The organism is Thermostichus sp. OS-CIW-31 (genome assembly GCF_054060305.1).
Genome location: NZ_JBSSDA010000004.1, coordinates 99,234 through 115,606 on the forward strand (window position 1 = coordinate 99,234; position 16,373 = coordinate 115,606).

General features: G+C 58.9%; 15 protein-coding genes, 1 tRNA gene and 1 riboswitch. Of the genes, 5 read left to right on the plus strand and 11 right to left on the minus strand.

What is annotated here, in order from left to right:
* Nucleotides 1–34: 34 nt before the first annotated feature.
* Nucleotides 35–793: a TIGR00297 family protein gene (locus ACVWY9_RS03920; protein ID WP_457387567.1), complete on the plus strand. Its 759-nt coding sequence runs from the start codon at nucleotides 35–37 to the stop codon at nucleotides 791–793.
* A gap of 321 nt (nucleotides 794–1,114) precedes the next feature.
* Here ACVWY9_RS03920 and ACVWY9_RS03925 read toward each other — a convergent pair whose 3' ends face one another.
* The 4 genes from ACVWY9_RS03925 to clpP all read right to left on the minus strand — a co-directional run bounded on the left by ACVWY9_RS03925 (nucleotide 1,115) and on the right by clpP (nucleotide 4,466).
* The gene (locus tag ACVWY9_RS03925; RefSeq protein WP_011434136.1) at nucleotides 1,115–1,447 is read right to left on the minus strand and encodes a ribulose bisphosphate carboxylase small subunit; all 333 of its coding nucleotides are present in this window, start codon (nucleotides 1,445–1,447) and stop codon (nucleotides 1,115–1,117) included.
* A gap of 8 nt (nucleotides 1,448–1,455) precedes the next feature.
* The gene (gene rcbX / locus ACVWY9_RS03930; protein ID WP_457387568.1) at nucleotides 1,456–1,863 is read right to left on the minus strand and encodes a RuBisCO chaperone RbcX; all 408 of its coding nucleotides are present in this window, start codon (nucleotides 1,861–1,863) and stop codon (nucleotides 1,456–1,458) included.
* A gap of 66 nt (nucleotides 1,864–1,929) precedes the next feature.
* Entirely contained in the window at nucleotides 1,930–3,354 is a 1,425-nt protein-coding gene (locus tag ACVWY9_RS03935) for a form I ribulose bisphosphate carboxylase large subunit (protein ID WP_011434138.1), read from the minus strand.
* Nucleotides 3,355–3,863: 509 nt separating this feature from the next.
* The gene (gene clpP / locus ACVWY9_RS03940; protein WP_011434140.1) at nucleotides 3,864–4,466 is read right to left on the minus strand and encodes an ATP-dependent Clp endopeptidase proteolytic subunit ClpP; all 603 of its coding nucleotides are present in this window, start codon (nucleotides 4,464–4,466) and stop codon (nucleotides 3,864–3,866) included.
* Between the two features lie 390 nt (nucleotides 4,467–4,856).
* On the opposite strand from clpP, the gene ACVWY9_RS03945 reads away from it, so the two are divergent.
* A tRNA-Glu gene (locus ACVWY9_RS03945) sits at nucleotides 4,857–4,929 on the plus strand.
* A 313-nt stretch (nucleotides 4,930–5,242) separates the two neighbouring features.
* On the opposite strand, the gene ACVWY9_RS03950 is transcribed toward ACVWY9_RS03945, so the two are convergent.
* On the minus strand, nucleotides 5,243–5,590 hold the full coding sequence (locus tag ACVWY9_RS03950; protein WP_011434143.1) for a DUF1815 family protein: 348 nt from the start codon (nucleotides 5,588–5,590) through the stop codon (nucleotides 5,243–5,245).
* A gap of 485 nt (nucleotides 5,591–6,075) precedes the next feature.
* On the opposite strand from ACVWY9_RS03950, the gene ACVWY9_RS03955 reads away from it, so the two are divergent.
* The gene (locus ACVWY9_RS03955) at nucleotides 6,076–7,323 is read left to right on the plus strand and encodes a URC4/urg3 family protein (RefSeq protein ID WP_457387569.1); all 1,248 of its coding nucleotides are present in this window, start codon (nucleotides 6,076–6,078) and stop codon (nucleotides 7,321–7,323) included.
* Here ACVWY9_RS03955 and ACVWY9_RS03960 read toward each other — a convergent pair.
* Together ACVWY9_RS03960 and cobO are read right to left on the minus strand one after the other, a co-directional pair.
* A complete protein-coding gene (locus ACVWY9_RS03960; protein WP_457387570.1) occupies nucleotides 7,320–8,723 on the minus strand; it encodes a cobyrinate a,c-diamide synthase in 1,404 nt (467 codons plus the stop codon). The genes ACVWY9_RS03955 and ACVWY9_RS03960 overlap by 4 nt on opposite strands.
* Nucleotides 8,724–8,739: 16 nt before the next feature.
* Entirely contained in the window at nucleotides 8,740–9,333 is a 594-nt protein-coding gene (gene cobO / locus ACVWY9_RS03965; RefSeq protein ID WP_049749600.1) for a cob(I)yrinic acid a,c-diamide adenosyltransferase, read from the minus strand.
* Nucleotides 9,334–9,602: 269 nt separating this feature from the next.
* On the opposite strand from cobO, the gene ACVWY9_RS03970 reads away from it, so the two are divergent.
* Both ACVWY9_RS03970 and metK read left to right on the plus strand, forming a co-directional pair.
* Nucleotides 9,603–9,971, plus strand: coding sequence for a hypothetical protein (locus tag ACVWY9_RS03970; RefSeq protein ID WP_011434147.1), 369 nt, complete (start codon nucleotides 9,603–9,605; stop codon nucleotides 9,969–9,971).
* A 67-nt stretch (nucleotides 9,972–10,038) separates the two neighbouring features.
* A riboswitch (SAM riboswitch) is annotated at nucleotides 10,039–10,150 on the plus strand.
* Between the two features lie 298 nt (nucleotides 10,151–10,448).
* Complete coding sequence (gene metK, locus ACVWY9_RS03975) at nucleotides 10,449–11,708, plus strand: methionine adenosyltransferase (RefSeq protein ID WP_041436796.1); 1,260 nt, start codon at nucleotides 10,449–10,451, stop codon at nucleotides 11,706–11,708.
* A gap of 28 nt (nucleotides 11,709–11,736) precedes the next feature.
* On the opposite strand, the gene ACVWY9_RS03980 is transcribed toward metK, so the two are convergent.
* The 4 genes from ACVWY9_RS03980 to ACVWY9_RS03995 form a co-directional block, all read right to left on the minus strand.
* Nucleotides 11,737–12,255 carry a MogA/MoaB family molybdenum cofactor biosynthesis protein gene (locus ACVWY9_RS03980; protein WP_414391002.1) on the minus strand — a complete coding sequence of 173 codons (519 nt, stop codon included), beginning with the start codon at nucleotides 12,253–12,255 and terminating at the stop codon, nucleotides 11,737–11,739.
* Nucleotides 12,256–12,291: 36 nt separating this feature from the next.
* Nucleotides 12,292–12,819, minus strand: a complete 528-nt coding sequence (locus ACVWY9_RS03985) for a hypothetical protein (protein ID WP_414380883.1) — start codon at nucleotides 12,817–12,819, stop codon at nucleotides 12,292–12,294.
* A 184-nt stretch (nucleotides 12,820–13,003) separates the two neighbouring features.
* A complete protein-coding gene (locus ACVWY9_RS03990) occupies nucleotides 13,004–14,134 on the minus strand; it encodes a hypothetical protein (protein WP_457387571.1) in 1,131 nt (376 codons plus the stop codon).
* Nucleotides 14,135–14,202: 68 nt separating this feature from the next.
* A complete protein-coding gene (locus ACVWY9_RS03995; protein WP_457387572.1) occupies nucleotides 14,203–16,257 on the minus strand; it encodes a hypothetical protein in 2,055 nt (684 codons plus the stop codon).
* Nucleotides 16,258–16,373: the final 116 nt, after the last annotated feature.

Sequence of the window (16,373 nt, forward strand, 5' to 3'; positions counted from 1 at the left end):
TGGCCAAATTGCTGTGGCTAAAGTTTAAGGGTATATGTGGCAAGCGTGGCTTCTGAGTCAGTGGGGGGTGGCACTCTGGCTCAACCTGGCTCTGGTGGTGCTGGGTCTGCTGAGCCCTCAGAAGGCTTTGACGCGAGCAGGGGTCATCCACGCGGGCCTGCTGGGCCTGCTGGTGTGGGGGGGGCTGGGGGGGCGGGGCTACGCGGTGGTAGCTGCCTATTTTTTAATAGGGACAGCCGTAACCAAACTGGGGATCCGGCGCAAGCAGGCGCAGGGGATCGCCGAAAAGCGAGAGGGGGCGCGAGGGCCGGAGAACGTCTGGGGATCCGCTTTAACCGGGGCAGTATGTGCGCTAGGATACGCTTTCTTCCCGCGTCCCCTGTGGTGGTTGGGATACAGCGCCAGCTTTGCAGCGAAATTGGCCGATACCGTCAGCAGCGAGGTGGGGAAAGCCTATGGCCGCAAGACCTTTTTGATCACCACCTTCCAGTCCGTGCCGGCGGGCACAGAAGGAGCCGTGAGCCTAGAGGGATCCCTGGCGGGAGTAGCGGCAGCGGCAGGGATGGCCGGGTTGGCCTGGGGGATTGGCGGGGAGTGGGTGGGGGAAAGCCCATTTTGGTTGGGCATCTGCTGGCTGGCTGGGATCCTGGCCACCCTGGCGGAAAGCTGGATGGGAGTGGTGTTACAACCCCGTTTGGCCTGGATGACCAACGAAGTTATAAACAGTATTCAAACAACCCTGGCCGCTCTTCTGGCGGTAGGGCTGGGATCCCTTATGGGCATCGGATCCTAGAAATAGGGTCACCATGAACTACCCCACCGTATAGGCAGATGGGGTTTCTAGTGCCCCATCCCCTTAACAGTGAGGTTTTTGTCCCTTCCTCTGTCCCAGTTGCTTCATAGACCCGCAGGTCTCTGAAGGAGTGCTGCAACATCCGAGACCAACGAGGCTGGTTCCCAACCCCGGTTGCCCGTTGACGGCAACGTTGTACATGACCATTACCGAACCACGGTCTCTATTGCCGTGCCACCGAGAGCGGCCATACAAAGAAGTCAAGCCAGGAGGCTTGACCAAAAGGGGAGAAGCCCTCCCCTTTCGCTGACCAGAGCTCCCTTAGCGCAGGCCGCTGGGCTTGTAGACCAGGAAGCTGAGCACCTGGCACTGCTTGATGTTGTCGAACCCCACCACGCGAATAAAGCAGTTGGGGTAGGCGCTGCGGCAAGCCTGCACCTCACTGAGCACCTCCTGGGGAGAAGTGGCGCTGAACAGGGGCAGCTTCCACAGTGTCCAGTAGCGAACCGTCGGCTCAGAAGATTCGTTGAACTCTATGGCAGGGATATAGCCCTGATCCAAGATGTACTGCACCTGCTTGATGATCTGCAGATCCGTCAGCGGCGGCAGGTAGGAGAGAGTTTCGTAGCGGCGCTCTTTCGGTAAGGTTTGCATGATGGGTATCACTCCGTTTCGGGTCTAGGGTTTTGCGGGGGGGATCCCGCTTCCGGGTGGGTAACGGGCAGGGATCCCGTCGCCGAGGTGATCCGTTCCAGATGATTGCGGCGGTGCTCCATGTTGGCTTGCTGGATGCCGGATTTGGCCATCTCCGGCAGGTAATCCACCACCTCCGCAGCAATGTGCTCGCGAACGGTCATGATGCGATAGGCCAACTCAGGATGCTCAGCCAGCAAAGCCCGCAGGTAGGCTTCTCCATCCTGAAGGTTTTGCCGAGCGGAGAACTGCTGTAGCCAAAGGGCCCTGGGGGGATCTGTTTCGCTCAGTTGGGCCAGCACCGTGCGCATCGCCTGATAAGTCAGGTAGCTGATCAAGGTCTTGGCGGTGTCTTTGGCGATCTGTTTCAGATCCATTGCCGATCCAGGGAGGGAGCCAGTAGGGCAAGAGAGCCGTGGGGATCCCCTGCCCCCAGCAGATCTCTAGAGGGTGTCGACGGCCTTGAACTCGAACTTGATTTCCTTCCACAGCTCGCAGGCAGCCGCCAGCTCTGGCGACCACTTGGCTGCTTCCCGGATAATGTCGTTGCCTTCGCGGGCCAGATCTCGACCTTCGTTACGAGCTTGGATACACGCTTCCAAGGCCACCCGGTTGGCGGTTGCGCCCGGCGCGTTGCCCCAGGGGTGTCCCAGGGTTCCGCCGCCAAACTGCAGCACCGAGTCGTCGCCGAAGATTTCCACCAGTGCCGGCATGTGCCAAACGTGGATCCCGCCGGAAGCCACCGGCATCACCCCTGGCATGGAAGCCCAATCTTGGGTGAAGAAAATGCCGCGGGAGCGATCGGCCTCTACGTAGTTTTCCCGCATGAGATCCACAAAGCCCATCGTGATGGCGCGGTCGCCTTCCAACTTGCCCACCACCGTACCGGAGTGCAGGTGGTCGCCACCGGACATGCGCAAACACTTGGCCAACACCCGGAAGTGGATGCCATGGTTTTTCTGCCGGTCGATCACCGCGTGCATGGCCCGGTGGATGTGCAGCAGAATGCCGTTATCCCGGCACCACTTGGCCAAGCTGGTGTTGGCAGTGAAGCCAGCTGTCAAGTAGTCGTGCATGATGATAGGGGCGCCCAACTCCTTGGCAAACTCGGCCCGCTTGAACATCTCTTCGCAGGTGGGCGCCGTCACGTTCAAATAGTGGCCCTTGATCTCGCCGGTTTCCGCTTGGGCCTTGTGGACAGCCTCCATCACGAACAGATAGCGATCTCGCCAGCGCTGGAAGGGCTGGGAGTTGATGTTTTCGTCATCTTTGGTGAAGTCCAAGCCGCCCCGCAGAGCTTCATACACGGCCCGCCCGTAGTTTTTGGCAGAAAGGCCCAACTTGGGTTTGATGGTGCAGCCCAGCAGCGGACGGCCATACTTATTCAATTTGTCCCGCTCCACCTGAATGCCGTGGGGAGGGCCTTGGAAGGTTTTCAGGTAGGCCACCGGGATCCGCACATCTTCCAGCCGCAGCGCCTTTAGGGCCTTAAAGCCAAAAACGTTGCCCACAATCGAGGTGAGCATGTTGGTCACCGAGCCTTCCTCGAACAGATCCAGCGGATAGGCGACGAAGCAGAAGTACTGGTTGTCTTCGCCGGGAACCGGCTCGATGTCATAGCAGCGGCCCTTGTACCGATCCAAGTCGGTCAGCAAATCGGTCCATACCGTTGTCCAGGTGCCTGTCGAAGACTCAGCCGCCACAGCCGCCCCGGCCTCTTCGGGAGGAACACCCGGCTGAGGAGTAACCCGGAAACAGGCCAAGACATCGGTATCCTTGGGTGTGTAGTCGGGAGTGTAATAGGTGAGTCGGTAATCCTTCACCCCGGCTTGATAGCCGCTTTTGGATTGGGTTGCTGAATAGGCCACGTTGATCTCCCTCTGAACGAATCACAGAACCAGAAAATGCCATTCACGGATGCAACCAAGAGGAAAAAACCCAGGGCCAAAACTCAAGACCACCGAGTTTTCGTGAACGAACTCGCCCCACAACCGCGAGGCCAAAGTTGGGCCTTAAGACACTCTTCATCCCAGGGGATGGAAGCCCCAAACCCTTCTTTTCGAGTGCCTTCAATTACTAGCTTCGACTCCCTGGATTTGCAAACCCAGCGGAAAGGAATTTATACAGCGCCTAAGCTAGAATCTCGGCAAACACAACTCTATATTGGTTTAATCCTAAGCTATCATCCGCAATAGTGGGCTGATCATTACTTTCTTTATGAGTTTGATTAGTTTAATTAAAGTGAGGCCCCCTGCTTCCCGCTGAGAATACAGATTTCTTTGGCTTTCTTAATATCCTTTGGGTGGGATCCCTGGCCAAAACCAAAAGCTCCCTTCTTTGAGGGAGCGGAGCAAGTCCACCCACAGGATCTGGAGGGTCAAGAAACGGCTGCCAGGGTTGGCTGGGGTCTCTTGCTGATCACCTGGTCGATAAGGCCGTACTCTTTGGCTTGTTCTGGGGTCATGAAGTTGTCGCGGTCGGTATCTCGTTCGATGCGCTCTAGAGGTTGGCCGGTGTGGTAGGCCAGCAAGCTATTGAGGCTGTTTTTGATGAAGAGGATCTCTTTGGCCTGAATTTCAATATCGGTAGCTGGCCCCTGAGCTCCACCAAGGGGTTGGTGGATCATGATGCGGGCGTGGGGAAGGGCAATGCGCTTGCCTTTGGTGCCCCCTGCCAGCAGAAAGGCTCCCATGCTGGCAGCCAAACCAATGCAGATGGTGGAGACATCCGGCTGAATGTGCTGCATGGTGTCGTAAATGGCCATGCCAGCATAGACAGAGCCGCCGGGGGAGTTGATGTAGAGGTAGATGTCTTTTTCAGGGTCTTCGGACTCCAAGTAGAGCATCTGGGCCACAATCAGGTTAGCAATGTCGTCGTCCACCTGGGTGCCCAAGAAAATGATCCGATCCCGCAAGAGACGCGAGTAAATGTCAAAGGCGCGCTCGCCTCGCGCAGATTGCTCAATAACGGTGGGAATCATGCCAGTCCAAACGATGGGTCAGTCCTTACTAGTGTAGTCTAAGCCACCGGACGGATGCTTTGCTCAGGACGACTCACCGGCCCGCCTCCGTACGGGGCTCGATGGGGTGTGAGCCGGCTAGAACAGCAAGGAGACGGGGTGGTTATAGCGGGATCCCTCTTCTTCTGGGATGTGGAACGGGTCTGAGGTGTGGCTCTTTGTGATGTGGTGAGGTGAAGCCAAGATGGACGTGATCCCAGATGAACCGATTGTGATTGCCAGCCTGCTGAGCCTGGCTTTGCTGGGGATCTTGATTCTGAACTTGGCAGGGCGTGGGTCTGGGGATGCAGATTAAAAGGTTGACAAGCTTACTTATCCTTCTTTAGGATTAGGATCGCCTTGTCGGAGAGCGCCCCCATCGTCTAGAGGCCTAGGACACATCCCTTTCACGGATGCGACAGGGGTTCGAATCCCCTTGGGGGTATTGCGTAAGAGCCATGAGAGACTGAGCCCGTCGACACGGGATCCCTGGCAGCGGTGACACCTTACTCAGACTTTACTCAGAGAGGCTTTGCCGCCACAAACCACTCCAGATACAAGCTGGGAGAGCGGGTCATCTGGGATCCCCATACAAGCGGCATGGGCAGCCAGCCAACTGCCACTCTGTCGAGGGGGATCCCTATTCCACACTTACTCCTCAACAGGGGAAAAATCTCCAAAGCAGCGGCCTAGAAGGTTAGGCTTAGTTGTCCAATCGGCTACGGCTTGGGTTTGAGCAGACCTAGGGCCTGCCAGGATCAGGTGCTGGCCACCAGAGCTTCAGCCGGCGTGGCGGCGACCAACAGCTCATCTTTGATAAGCTCTGCCAGCTCCTGCAGTTGGCGAATCGCCTCTGCCCCTTCCAATTTCATAAGCTCCCGGTCATCCCGCATTTCTGTCCAGCTAATGGAGCATTCGGAAACCAAAAAGCGGATTAGGTGCCCCTCTCGTAAACTGACCATAAACGAGGCACTCTCGAAAGACGTACCACAGGTGTAGCAAGAGGCTGGGTAGCCCCGCTTCTCCAAAACGATGGCCAGGGCCTGCAAACTCATCACCAGATCTTGAACATAGCTGCGGTATTGTTCCGCCAACCGTGTGAACATCACACTCCTCCCTAATGGATTGGCACTTTTGGGGCTCAGCCTAGCTGCAAATGACCTAACTAGTAATTTATGCTTAGGACTAGGATTACATCTATCATAACAATCGACAACCCCTCAAGGAAGTGATTAAGGCCACAGAGTGGGCAAAGTCTACTTCAGGGAAATGTAGTATTCAACACTTCTCTTAACAGGGACATCAAAATTTACCTCGAGTCAATGCTCTTATCTATCGGGATCCTCACTCAGTGCTCGCCCAGTCTTTTCTCAAAATGGCTCAGCGGCTGCTCGCGTCATCAGGACAGTTGCCTCAAAGCTTTCTCTTGCAAGGGTCTCACCGATCGCGAAGTAAGACGCGGTCTTTTGACAAGAGACCGGCGGGAGTGTCAAGTGGGCCAAGGCTTGCAGACGAATGCAGATCAAGGTGGGTTCCCGCCCGATTATGCTGAGAAAATTCTCGGCATGGACAATTGAGAAGGAACAGCTCGATGCTGACACCTGTTGATCTGGAGAAACGAGTGGCTTATTTTCAGAGTCCCCAAGCCATTCGGGATCGCTGTCAGTTGCTATTGGAAAGGGTTTTGGCCGGTGAATCAGAGCATTTTCGCCTCGACCTGAACCGGCTGGGATCCGTAGCCGACTATGTGATCACCACAATGCGGGCCCATTATCCCAACGGGGAAATTCCCTTCCACAGCCGCTGGCAACATTTTCAGGTGGGATCCGGGGAGCGCCTAACCCGTCTGGAAAATCGACTTAAAGACATGGATCCGCTGGAGCGGCTGCGATGCAAGTGGGATCTGGCCATCGTCAGCGTGTTGCTGGACGCAGGGGCAGGCTCTGCCTGGAAGTACCGGGATCCAGAAAGTCAGACGGTGGTGGGTCGTTCCGAAGGTTTGGCCTTGGCCAGTTTCGACTGGTTCTGGCAAGGTGGGTTTTCCAGCGATCCCCAGCAGCCTCTGCAGGTGGATGCGGCAGGCCTGGAGCGGATCACCTTGGCGGATTTGGCAGCAGCTTTCCAGGTGGGGCCGGAAAATCCTTTACTGGGACTGGAGGGGCGCTGGCAACTGCTGCAAAGGTTGGCACAAACTTTGCGGGCTCAACCTCATTACTTTGGATCTGGTCACAATCTTCCTCGTCCAGGCCGGTTGTGGGACGCCATCCAGCCTGAGGATCCCAGCGGTGGGATCGAGGCAGCACAGGTCTTACAGGCAGTTCAGAGGGGGGTTGGCCCCATTTGGCCTGGGCGAGTCTCGCTGGCCGGGATCCCTCTGGGGGATGTCTGGCCCTATCCCCACCTGCCCCAAACGGAGCCGGGGAGCCATTGGGTGCCTTTTCACAAGTTGTCCCAATGGATGACCTATTCCCTGCTGGAGCCGTTGCAGCAGGAGGGGATCCCGATCTGGGGTTTGGATGAGCTGACGGGTTTGGCGGAGTATCGCAACGGGGGGCTGTTTGTGGATTTGGGGGTGATCCAGCTCAAGCAGCCGGAGATTGGGCAGCAACCGTATCCTCCAGATTCGACGGTGATTGTGGAGTGGCGAGCCCTGACGGTGATTTTGCTGGATCAAGTTGCCTCCTTAATCCGGGAAAGGCTTGGCTGCTCTGCCCAGGAGTTGCCCCTGGTGAAAATACTGCAAGGGGGAACCTGGACGGCAGGGCGGCAAATAGCGGCCCAGCTCAGGCCAGATGCTTCTCCCCCCATCCAACTGCTCAGCGATGGCACGGTTTTTTAGGGATCCCCTTTCGAGATTCTTAAGAAGTTCTGTAATAATCTCAGGGCCAAATCAGGACGGGATCCCCAGTGCAGATGCAGGTACGAAGCGTGAAGACGCTCGGTGGCCCATCCTTCCTGTTGAAGCTGGGCGGGGGATCCCCAGCCATAGATTGGGCTTGGGGAGATAGGGGTGCTGCGGGAGCGGTGAAATTCATGCCCGCGCAGGCGATCCCCGGCTGGGGCCAGCAGGGTTGGGCGCAAAACCGCAGCTTCGCGGTAGCCCAAACACAGCCGGTCGGCCATGTCTACCTGGATGGGTAATAGCCCGGCCATCGGGTAGGTCTTTCCCTGAAAATCGGTGAGGGATTGGCCCAGCACCATCAGTCCGCCACACTCGGCATAGAGGGGTGGGTGGGCGGGCGGGAGCGGGCGTTGGTTAATGCTCTCAGATAGAGGTGCTGCAAACAATTCCGGGAACCCTCCCCCCAGCAGCACGCCGTCGCAGGGCTCCGGTGGCCATAGCCCCACCTGGAGGGGGGAATACTCCAGCAGCTCGGCTCCACAGGCCCGCAACAGATCCAAGTTGTCGGCGTAGTAGAAGTTAAAGGCGTGGTCTTGGGCCACCGCCACCCGTACCTGTTCGCAGCGGCGGGGCGGAGTCCTTTCGGTGAGAGGGGGGATCCCTGGCCACAGCTCTCCTACCGCTGGAGGAAGCCTCCGAATGAGGGGCAATAGGCTATCCCAATTGACGTGTTGCTCGGCCAGCTCGGCCCAGGCAGCTTGCCAGTGGGGGAAGTGATCCAGTTCTGAGACAGGCACCAACCCCAGGTGTCGGCTGGGCAACCGCAAATCCTCCCGCCGGGGAAACTGGCCCAAGACTGGGATCCCCGCTGCAGCCGCTGCCTGCTGCAAGATTTGTCCATGCCGCTCCGAGGCCACCCGGTTGAAAATCACCCCAGCAATGGAGAGGCGGGGATCCCAGCGGCTCAAGCCGTAGAGCAAAGCGGCCACCGTCGTTCCCATGCCGCTGCCATCGATCACCAGCACCACAGGGATCCCGAGCAGGCGGGCCACATGGGCGCTGCTGGCAAAAAAAGGCTCCGTTCCGCCCTCGGGGAGGGGCAGGGATCCCGGCGCTCGTCCATCGAAGAGGCCCATTACCCCCTCCACAATGGCTCCATCCTTGCCCTGGCAATGGTGGCGAAAGCAGCGCTGCACAAAGTCCTCGTCGGTCAAGAAGGGATCCAAAGTGCGACAGGGGATCCCGCTCACCGCCGTGTGAAACAGAGGATCAATGTAATCCGGCCCCACCTTGAAAGGTTGGATGCGCAGGCCCCGTCGCCTCAGAGCGGCCAACAGAGCCAGAGTGATGGTGGTTTTGCCGCTGCCGCTTGCTGCCGCCGCCAGCAGAATGGCCATCTTTCCTGCCCAAGGGTTAGAACTCGATGCCGATTTGCGCCTTGATCCCCTGGTCACGGAAGGGATGCTTGACCAAAGTCATCTCCGTCACCAGATCGGCTCGGTCGATCAACGCTGCCGGCGCGCCCCGCCCCGTCAAGATCAGGTGAACCCGCTCCGGTTTCTCCGCTAGCCCGGCCAACACCCTGTCCGGCGAGAGATATCCCAACTTGAGGGCGACATTGATCTCATCCAGAAGCACCAACTGAAACTCCCCGCTGGTGAACAGCTCCCGCCCCTTTTCCCAGGCCGCCTGTGCATGGGCGATGTCTCGCTCCCGGTCTTGGGTTTCCCAGGTAAAGCCCTCTCCCATGGCGTAAAAAGCTATTTTCCCCAGGCCCAGCTCTGGATGCTCGGCCAATTTCCGCAATAGCTTGGCTTCTCCTGGATCCCAGGCCCCCTTGATAAATTGCACCACCCCCACCGACAATCCCTGGCCGAGGGCGCGGAAGATCATGCCAAAGGCAGCCGTGGTCTTGCCCTTGCCCTGCCCCGTGTGCACGATGATCAAGCCCTTGTCATCTCGCATGCCCGACAGACGCTGCCGCTGGATCTGCTGGCGTTTTTGCATTCTTTGGCGGTGCCGCCAGTTTGGGTCGGCCTCTGCGCCCGGTGAGCTATCGCAAGCAGCCTCAAGTTCTGTTGTCGAGAGGGGCAGGGGCTGGGATCCGGAAGCCGGTGCAGGCAAGCCAGACAGGGCGGGTTGGGCCATAATCAAAAGGAATCGAGATTCGCCACACAGGCTGAGGGGAACTGCACCACTGGCGCGACCGTCGGGGCAAACCCAAGTTCCCCACAGTGAACCGCCTTTATCCTAATCCGGTTTCATTCGGCTGGGATATGAGAGAACCGGCTGCTGCTTTCCGAGATAGCCTGCTAATGTACTGCTTCATCTGGGCAGTGCTGGCAATAGGGTGTTTTCAAGTCTTGCCCCGCATCCAAGTCGTATCTGCCGCCGAGTTGCAACCGTGGCTAGCGCCCAGCTACTTTGCAGGTCTGGGGGGATCCCTATTGGCAGCCTTGGGATCCCTGTTGGCCATCTCAGCCGAAACGACGCCAAATCCTGCCGACAAAAAGCATCTGCACCGCTTGGCTTGGGGATTGGGGACAGTTGGCTTTCTCGGCGTTCTCTCCCCCCTGGGCTTGGCCGGCGCATTCTTTCTCAAAGCCGCTCAGGGGACAGACTGGTGGCAGGGTCTGTTTGGCTGAAGCCGCCCACAGCTTATTTTTTTGACAAATGGGCGGAGGTTGGGGGTACTATAGGGACAAGTTCCGTTCTTTATCCAGAGCAGACTGAGGGACCAGGCCCAATGAAGCTGCGGCAACCCGGCGGAAGCCTCCGCTACGGTGCCAATTCCTGCGGTTAGTCAGTAACCGAAAGATAAAGGCAATAAAGTTTTCTCTAGAGGATAGCCCTCTTTGGCGGGGGACTTTTCTGGCAACTTTATCCTTTAGCAGCTCCCATAGCTCTGGTCGCGGCAGCGGGGCAAGGCCTTCGCGGCAGTGCTGGTGCGTCAGCGGTGCAGAACGCTTGCTGGTTGCTGGGCCTTTCCTCTGGCTGAGTTGGGGCTGGTGCGGAGCACCTGGGGATCCCTGGTTGGCTCTTTCTCCGACGGATAATGAACGAGCGGGTGAGCCTTGTTTTTTGTTCAGGTTCTCAGTTCTAGCTTTTAAGGAGAAGGTTCGTTGTCCAAGTCGTTTTTGTTTTCCTCGGAGTCGGTGACGGAGGGGCACCCCGACAAAATCTGCGATCAGATCTCCGATGCCATCGTGGATGCCCTCTTGACGGCGGATCCCCTCAGTCGGGTGGCTGCTGAGGTGGTGGTCAATACGGGCCTGGTTTTGTTGACCGGGGAGATCACCTCGCAAGCGCAGGTCAACTTCACCCGTCTGGTGCGGGACAAGGTGGCCGAAATTGGCTATACCGATGCCAAGAATGGGTTTTGTGCCGAAAGCTGCGCGGTGTTGGTGGCTTTCGATGAGCAATCTCCCGATATTGCCCAAGGGGTGAACATGGCCCTGGAAAGTCGCGGCTCCCAGGAAGATCAATTCGACTTGGTCGGGGCCGGGGATCAGGGGTTGATGTTTGGCTTTGCCTGCGATGAAACTCCCGAGTTGATGCCCTTGCCCATTAGCTTGGCCCACCGCCTCAGCCGCCAGTTGGCCACGGTTCGCAAAAACGGCACCCTGCCCTATCTGCGCCCGGATGGCAAAACGCAGGTGACTGTGGCCTATGAGGAAGGTCGCCCGGTGGGCATTCACACCCTGCTCATCTCCACCCAGCACACACCCACGATTGGCGCCATTACGGAAGAGGCGGCGGTGCAAGAGCGGATCCGCGCCGATCTCTGGGAGGCAGTGGTCACGCCGGTGTTTGCCGAGCTGCCCATCAAGCCGGATAGCCACACCCGCTTCCTCACCAATCCCACCGGCAAGTTTGTCATCGGCGGCCCTCAGGGAGATGCGGGCCTGACCGGACGCAAGATCATCGTCGATACCTACGGCGGCTATTCTCGCCATGGGGGCGGGGCCTTCTCCGGCAAGGATCCCACCAAGGTGGATCGCAGCGCTGCCTATGCGGCTCGTTACGTGGCCAAGAACATCGTGGCAGCTGGCTTGGCGCAAAAATGTGAAGTGCAGGTGAGCTACGCCATTGGGGTAGCCCGCCCCATCAACATTTTGGTGGAAACCTTTGGCACAGGGCGCATCCCCGACGAAGAGCTGTTGCGGCTGGTGCAGCGCCACTTCGATCTGAGGCCGGCAGCCATTTTGGCCCAGTTCCAACTGCGGGAGCTGCCCCGCCAACGGGGGGGACGCTTCTACCAAAATGTAGCGGTCTATGGTCACTTCGGGCAAACTCACCTGGATCTGCCCTGGGAGCGCACCGATAAAGCCGCTCTGCTGCGGGAGGAGGCTCTTGCCAAGGCGACTGCCCTCTTGGCCTAAGAGGGGATCACTAAGACGGCCTGCTGCCTCAATGCTTGCCCTGGTGCAGTTGCTTAACCAGGTGGGGTAGCTCCGGCAGGATCAGGCTGCGCATAGCCAGTTGCACGGCTGCCGGGGAGCCAGGCATGGAAAAGATCAAGCACTTTCCGTGGATCCCGGCGATGGCCCGAGAGGCGATGGCCCGACTGCCAATCTGGGCATAGCTGAGCTGGCGGAAGATCTCCCCAAAGCCGGGCAAGGTCTTTTCCAGGAGAGCCTCGATGGCGTCGTAAGTGGTGTCGCGGGGGGCGATGCCTGTGCCACCATTCAACAAGATCACCGGCAGGGATCCGGCCCAATCCTGAACCTGCTCTCGAATGAGCTGCGGTTCATCTCGGAGAATGCAATATCTCTCCACCCGGTGGCCGGACTCCTGGAGGGCTGTGCAGATAAACTGGCCGCTGTGATCGGTTTCAGGGGTGCGCGTGTCGCTGACGGTGATCACCCCACAGGGCAAGGCGGCAAAAATGTGCTCCGCACCGCTGTCGCAATCGAGGGGAAAGTTCATGGCCAGGATCCCTGAGGAAAGAGAGTGGCAAGCCCATCAAGACTGTCCCTGAGGGGGCTCGGCAGGAGTTGGAGGGTCAACGACCGTCTGCTGGAGCTCTAGGATCCCTGAGGACTCTGCCCCACCAGCACGGGCGAGTTGGGGAGGAGGGGACTGGGCGAGCAGGCGGCGCAGCTTGGGGGGAAGCTCCTGCAACTGCTCCAACAACAAGTTTAGAGATATGGCCGGTTCTCTGGAAAACAGGGATCCCGCGGGGGGTACCGGCGGCAGAGGAGAACAGGCAAAGGCAGCCGCAGCCAAAGAGCGGATCCGCTCCTGCTGCTCCTGCCAAAGGAACTGGCCGATTTCTGGGGGAAAGGTAAGATGAGGAGAGCCGCGACGCTGCCAAAGGCGGAGAAGCTGCTCCACAGAGGCGGCCTTGTACCGCCCCTGGTAGAGGGCTTCTAGCAAGGCTGCCGGGATCCAAAGATCCGGGAACAACTGGCTCCAGCGCTCCACCCAAACCTGGCTGGGTTGACCTTCCAGCTCAAACCCATAGTGCTCCAGAAAGGTGGCAGGATCCATCAGCCCATGGCAGCCCAAGGAAACTCAACCCAAGCTAGTCCAGATCCGCCGAGACAAAGGGGAGATAAAGCCTTTCTCCCTGGATCTCGCAAGACAGCTCTCGTCCAAGAATACCCCTATTTGCCTTTCATGAAGGCTCTGTGAAGAGGCTATAAAGCTGCAAAGCTGCGGTACGCTTAAAGACTCAGTGGCTGACGGGCCCCAGCTCAAGCGCTGCCTCCAGAGCGCGCTCGCTATCAGGAAACTGCGTCAGCAGCCGTCCTAGGAAGGCGACATCTCCCGTCAGGCCGTACAGAGCCATGAGCACATCCCCAGCATAGCGTCTCTGGGGGAAGCGGTTTAGCAGCTCATTGCCGGCGTAGATCGCCTGGCGGGCATAGCCATCCTGCAGGGCTTTGGCTTCCAGAAAGTAGCTGTAGCTGAGGCTGCCAGGATCCACGTAGTCCGGCAGTGACGTGTCGAACAAGCTGGTATCTTCTGTCACTCCTGGGGGGAAGCCCGGCAGCGGATAGATGGCTGCCGTTTCCTCGGGAGGGTAGGTGGTGTACTGGCGGTAGAGGATCAGCACCTGCCGGTACAGGCTTTCTTCCTGAAGATGGGCAGGGGCGGTGGGATCCGCCAGCACAGAGCCGAGTAACTCTGCTGCTACAGCATGGTGATTGGCCCGCTGATAGTCCGATAGAGAACTGGAGGAAGCTGGTTGCGGCGGCGCGCTTCCATCAGCATCCCCACTCAGGCCACCGGCACGGGTTTGGTTAAACAGCCACAGGTACCCATTGCGCCAACCGTCGGCAGCGGCCCAGTGGGCGGCCAGTTGATAGCGTTGTTGGGGAGTGGATTGGGCTTGCCAACGGCTCAATTGGCGCCAGCGTTCTCGTTGGGCCTGGATTTTCGGTTGCAGAGGGGTGCGGCTGGCGGGCACGGGATCCCAGTCGTCCAGCCAGTAGCCGCCATCCAGCAAGGGGTAGCGATCCAACACAGCATCCAAAGCCAGATTTTCCGTCAGCTGCAGGGCTAGGTCGTAGCGGTGTTCGCGGGCGAAGCGAACCGCCAGAGCATAGCGGACGGCGGCGGCCAGAGGATGCTCGCCGTGGCGGTCGAGAAAAGCTTGCAACTCGCTGGGGGTTGCACCGCTGTCTAAGAGCAAAAGCAGGCGGCGGCGCAAGACGTAGCGCATGTCTCCATCGCCGAAGGGATCCGCCAGCCAATTGGCCAAAAGGACCAGTGCTTCTTCCCTTTTGCCCTGCCACTCCAAGGTGCGTGTCAGCCAGAGGGGCGGCTGCGCCGCTCTTCTAAAACCCTTGCCTTTGACCATTCCTGCAGTGCATCCCCCGATTTCTTGGAGGCCTGAGTTGCCAGCACCCTTTCAGGATAGGCTCTCCCTTAGCCGGCGGTTGCCATGGCCTTCAACCCCTTCAAAATCAGGTAGTCCAGAATACTGGTGTTCTCCTCGCCGCGATAATTAAAATTGGAGCGCACCAGCCACAGCCCCTTCTGAGTGCGGCAACAGAGGTTCAGCAGCGTGCGGGCCAAAATCTGTTGACGCGCCTGTAAATCCCGCGCCGCATCGAAAACCTCCCCGTCCCATTCCGGCGTCAGCACACGGCTGTTGTAGAGCACATGCCAGAGGGAGCGGGACCAGCTGGGGTTGGTGATATCAAACCAAAATTGGTAATCCGCCTCCAAACCCCGAGTGATGTAGGCCCCCGGAGTTGCAACTACCAAGTAACGGGAATAGTCGGGCTCGAAGCGGCTGCTGCTGGGGGTCTGTCCCGAGCGGATCATGGCCAAAAAGGCGGGATCCCCTTCGGCGGGGAAGGCCTGGCGAAACCGCCGTGCCGCTTCCATCAATACGCGCAGCAGCTCTTGATCCTGAGGGGAAGCAATCACCGAGGCCAAGTGATCGGCAAAAAACTGCTGGAAGAAAGCGGCCAATGAAGGGCCGGGATGATAGCCGCGCAGCCAATCGAACAGTCGCTGGTAGCGCTCCAGGTTGGCAAACCCTACTCGCTCCGGCTGCCGTACTGCCGTTCGGGGACGCAGAGAACGCCCCACCGGATCCCAGGTATCTTCGGCCAACAGAGCTGCCCGGATGGGATCCAGCCCCAGCACCCAGCTCAACATCAGCCGCCAAGCCGGCAAAGTGGGAAAAGCACCCCACTCGGGATGGGCCAATTCTGCTGCCGTCAGCACCGCCCGCACCAAGGGATAGCGGATCAACGCCGGGAAGGGGGCAATCGACAAAACCGGCACTTCCGACAACTGCTCCTGCAAGCTCAGGCTCACCCCCACATCCATACGGGGCAGCAAAACAGCAATGCGATGGGCCGGGATCCCGGCCCCCAAAAGCCGGCGAATTTGAGCAACCATCACCTCCACTGCCGCAAACTGGGTCTCTTCCTCCAGCGTTTGCACCAGCGGCAGTCCTCCCCCCTGCGGCTCGGGCAGCGGATGAGAAAACTGGGGATCCAACACCCGCGCAATCTGCACCCCTAAGCGGATCATGCCTGCTGAAGCGCGATGGCTCCCCTCCAGAAACCGAACCTGCGTTTTTGCCATCAAGAAGTCAGCTACTGCCTCTGGGATCCCGGTCAAGGAAACCCCACCACCAAGGGTGTAGCTGAAAAATTGACTTTGCAGATGGGATTGCCCCTGCCGGTAAAACTCCAGCGCCACGGCACAACTGTCTTCCGCCTGATCCACAATCAGGTGATCCCACTCTTGCCAAAACTCCGCCAGCGGCAGGATGTGCTCGCCAAACAGCCGAATTTGCAGGCCAAAATCCAGGGATCCCAACCGAAGCGCTGCCTCCCACAGCCGACCCACACAGCAGCCCATTGCCTGCAAAGCCTCTGCCCGCCGTGGATCCGCCTCTTCCGGCCAAGCCCTGGCCAGCCGGGATCCCACCACTTCTGCCGACAAACCCGAAGCCCCCGCAATGTAAGCAGCACTGCTAATCTGATCCCAGATCTGGAACTCCTTGAGCCCGACCCCGGCAAAGGCTTCCCCATGCCGAGGGCACAAAGCGCAGGCTCGTTCGCAGAGAAATTGAGTGAGATCTTTGGCCAAGGGGATCGGCTCCAACGAGCGTGGCAACTGGGGGACACGCTCACACACCTGTGGCCAATGATCGGCCAACGAGCGTCCCACCCGCTGCAAGAACGTTTCGATCCGCCACGGCCCCACCAAGCCCGAACTGGACTGCTGCAAGCGCCGCAGCACCTCATCCGCTTGCCGTTGACTCCGCACCAAAAATAAGACCCGGCCCGGATCGGCTCCCGCCTGCAACAAACTTCGATAGTGATCCACACAAGCCTGGGTCAGCCCACTGCCTGCCCAGCCCATCACACTTTGGAAGGGAGATGGCTTCCCCCGCCAATGGCTCTTTTCTTCCACTTGAGCTGCCCTTACCCTCTCCGGCCTCTCCAACCAACCCATTTTCTCAGCAAAAGTCTGGACAAACGGGCCTTCGCTTCATTATGATTGTTTTCCGTTGCCAACTGAGTCCATCCGCTTTGGCGACCCGGCGCGCTGCTACACCAGATACTGCCTCT

What these genes read in the sequence shown, in the direction of transcription:
- ACVWY9_RS03970 (WP_011434147.1), top strand. Translation starts at nt 9,603, where the DNA reads ATGAGAGAACCGGCTGCTGCTTTCCGAGATAGCCTGCTAATGTACTGC.
- ACVWY9_RS03980 (WP_414391002.1), bottom strand. Translation starts at nt 12,255, where the DNA reads ATGAACTTTCCCCTCGATTGCGACAGCGGTGCGGAGCACATTTTTGCC.
- rcbX (WP_457387568.1), bottom strand. Translation starts at nt 1,863, where the DNA reads ATGGATCTGAAACAGATCGCCAAAGACACCGCCAAGACCTTGATCAGC.
- ACVWY9_RS03950 (WP_011434143.1), bottom strand. Translation starts at nt 5,590, where the DNA reads ATGTTCACACGGTTGGCGGAACAATACCGCAGCTATGTTCAAGATCTG.
- ACVWY9_RS03985 (WP_414380883.1), bottom strand. Translation starts at nt 12,819, where the DNA reads ATGGATCCTGCCACCTTTCTGGAGCACTATGGGTTTGAGCTGGAAGGT.
- ACVWY9_RS03955 (WP_457387569.1), top strand. Translation starts at nt 6,076, where the DNA reads ATGCTGACACCTGTTGATCTGGAGAAACGAGTGGCTTATTTTCAGAGT.
- ACVWY9_RS03990 (WP_457387571.1), bottom strand. Translation starts at nt 14,134, where the DNA reads ATGGTCAAAGGCAAGGGTTTTAGAAGAGCGGCGCAGCCGCCCCTCTGG.
- ACVWY9_RS03995 (WP_457387572.1), bottom strand. Translation starts at nt 16,257, where the DNA reads ATGGGTTGGTTGGAGAGGCCGGAGAGGGTAAGGGCAGCTCAAGTGGAA.
- clpP (WP_011434140.1), bottom strand. Translation starts at nt 4,466, where the DNA reads ATGATTCCCACCGTTATTGAGCAATCTGCGCGAGGCGAGCGCGCCTTT.
- ACVWY9_RS03925 (WP_011434136.1), bottom strand. Translation starts at nt 1,447, where the DNA reads ATGCAAACCTTACCGAAAGAGCGCCGCTACGAAACTCTCTCCTACCTG.
- ACVWY9_RS03960 (WP_457387570.1), bottom strand. Translation starts at nt 8,723, where the DNA reads ATGGCCATTCTGCTGGCGGCGGCAGCAAGCGGCAGCGGCAAAACCACC.
- ACVWY9_RS03920 (WP_457387567.1), top strand. Translation starts at nt 35, where the DNA reads ATGTGGCAAGCGTGGCTTCTGAGTCAGTGGGGGGTGGCACTCTGGCTC.
- cobO (WP_049749600.1), bottom strand. Translation starts at nt 9,333, where the DNA reads ATGCAAAAACGCCAGCAGATCCAGCGGCAGCGTCTGTCGGGCATGCGA.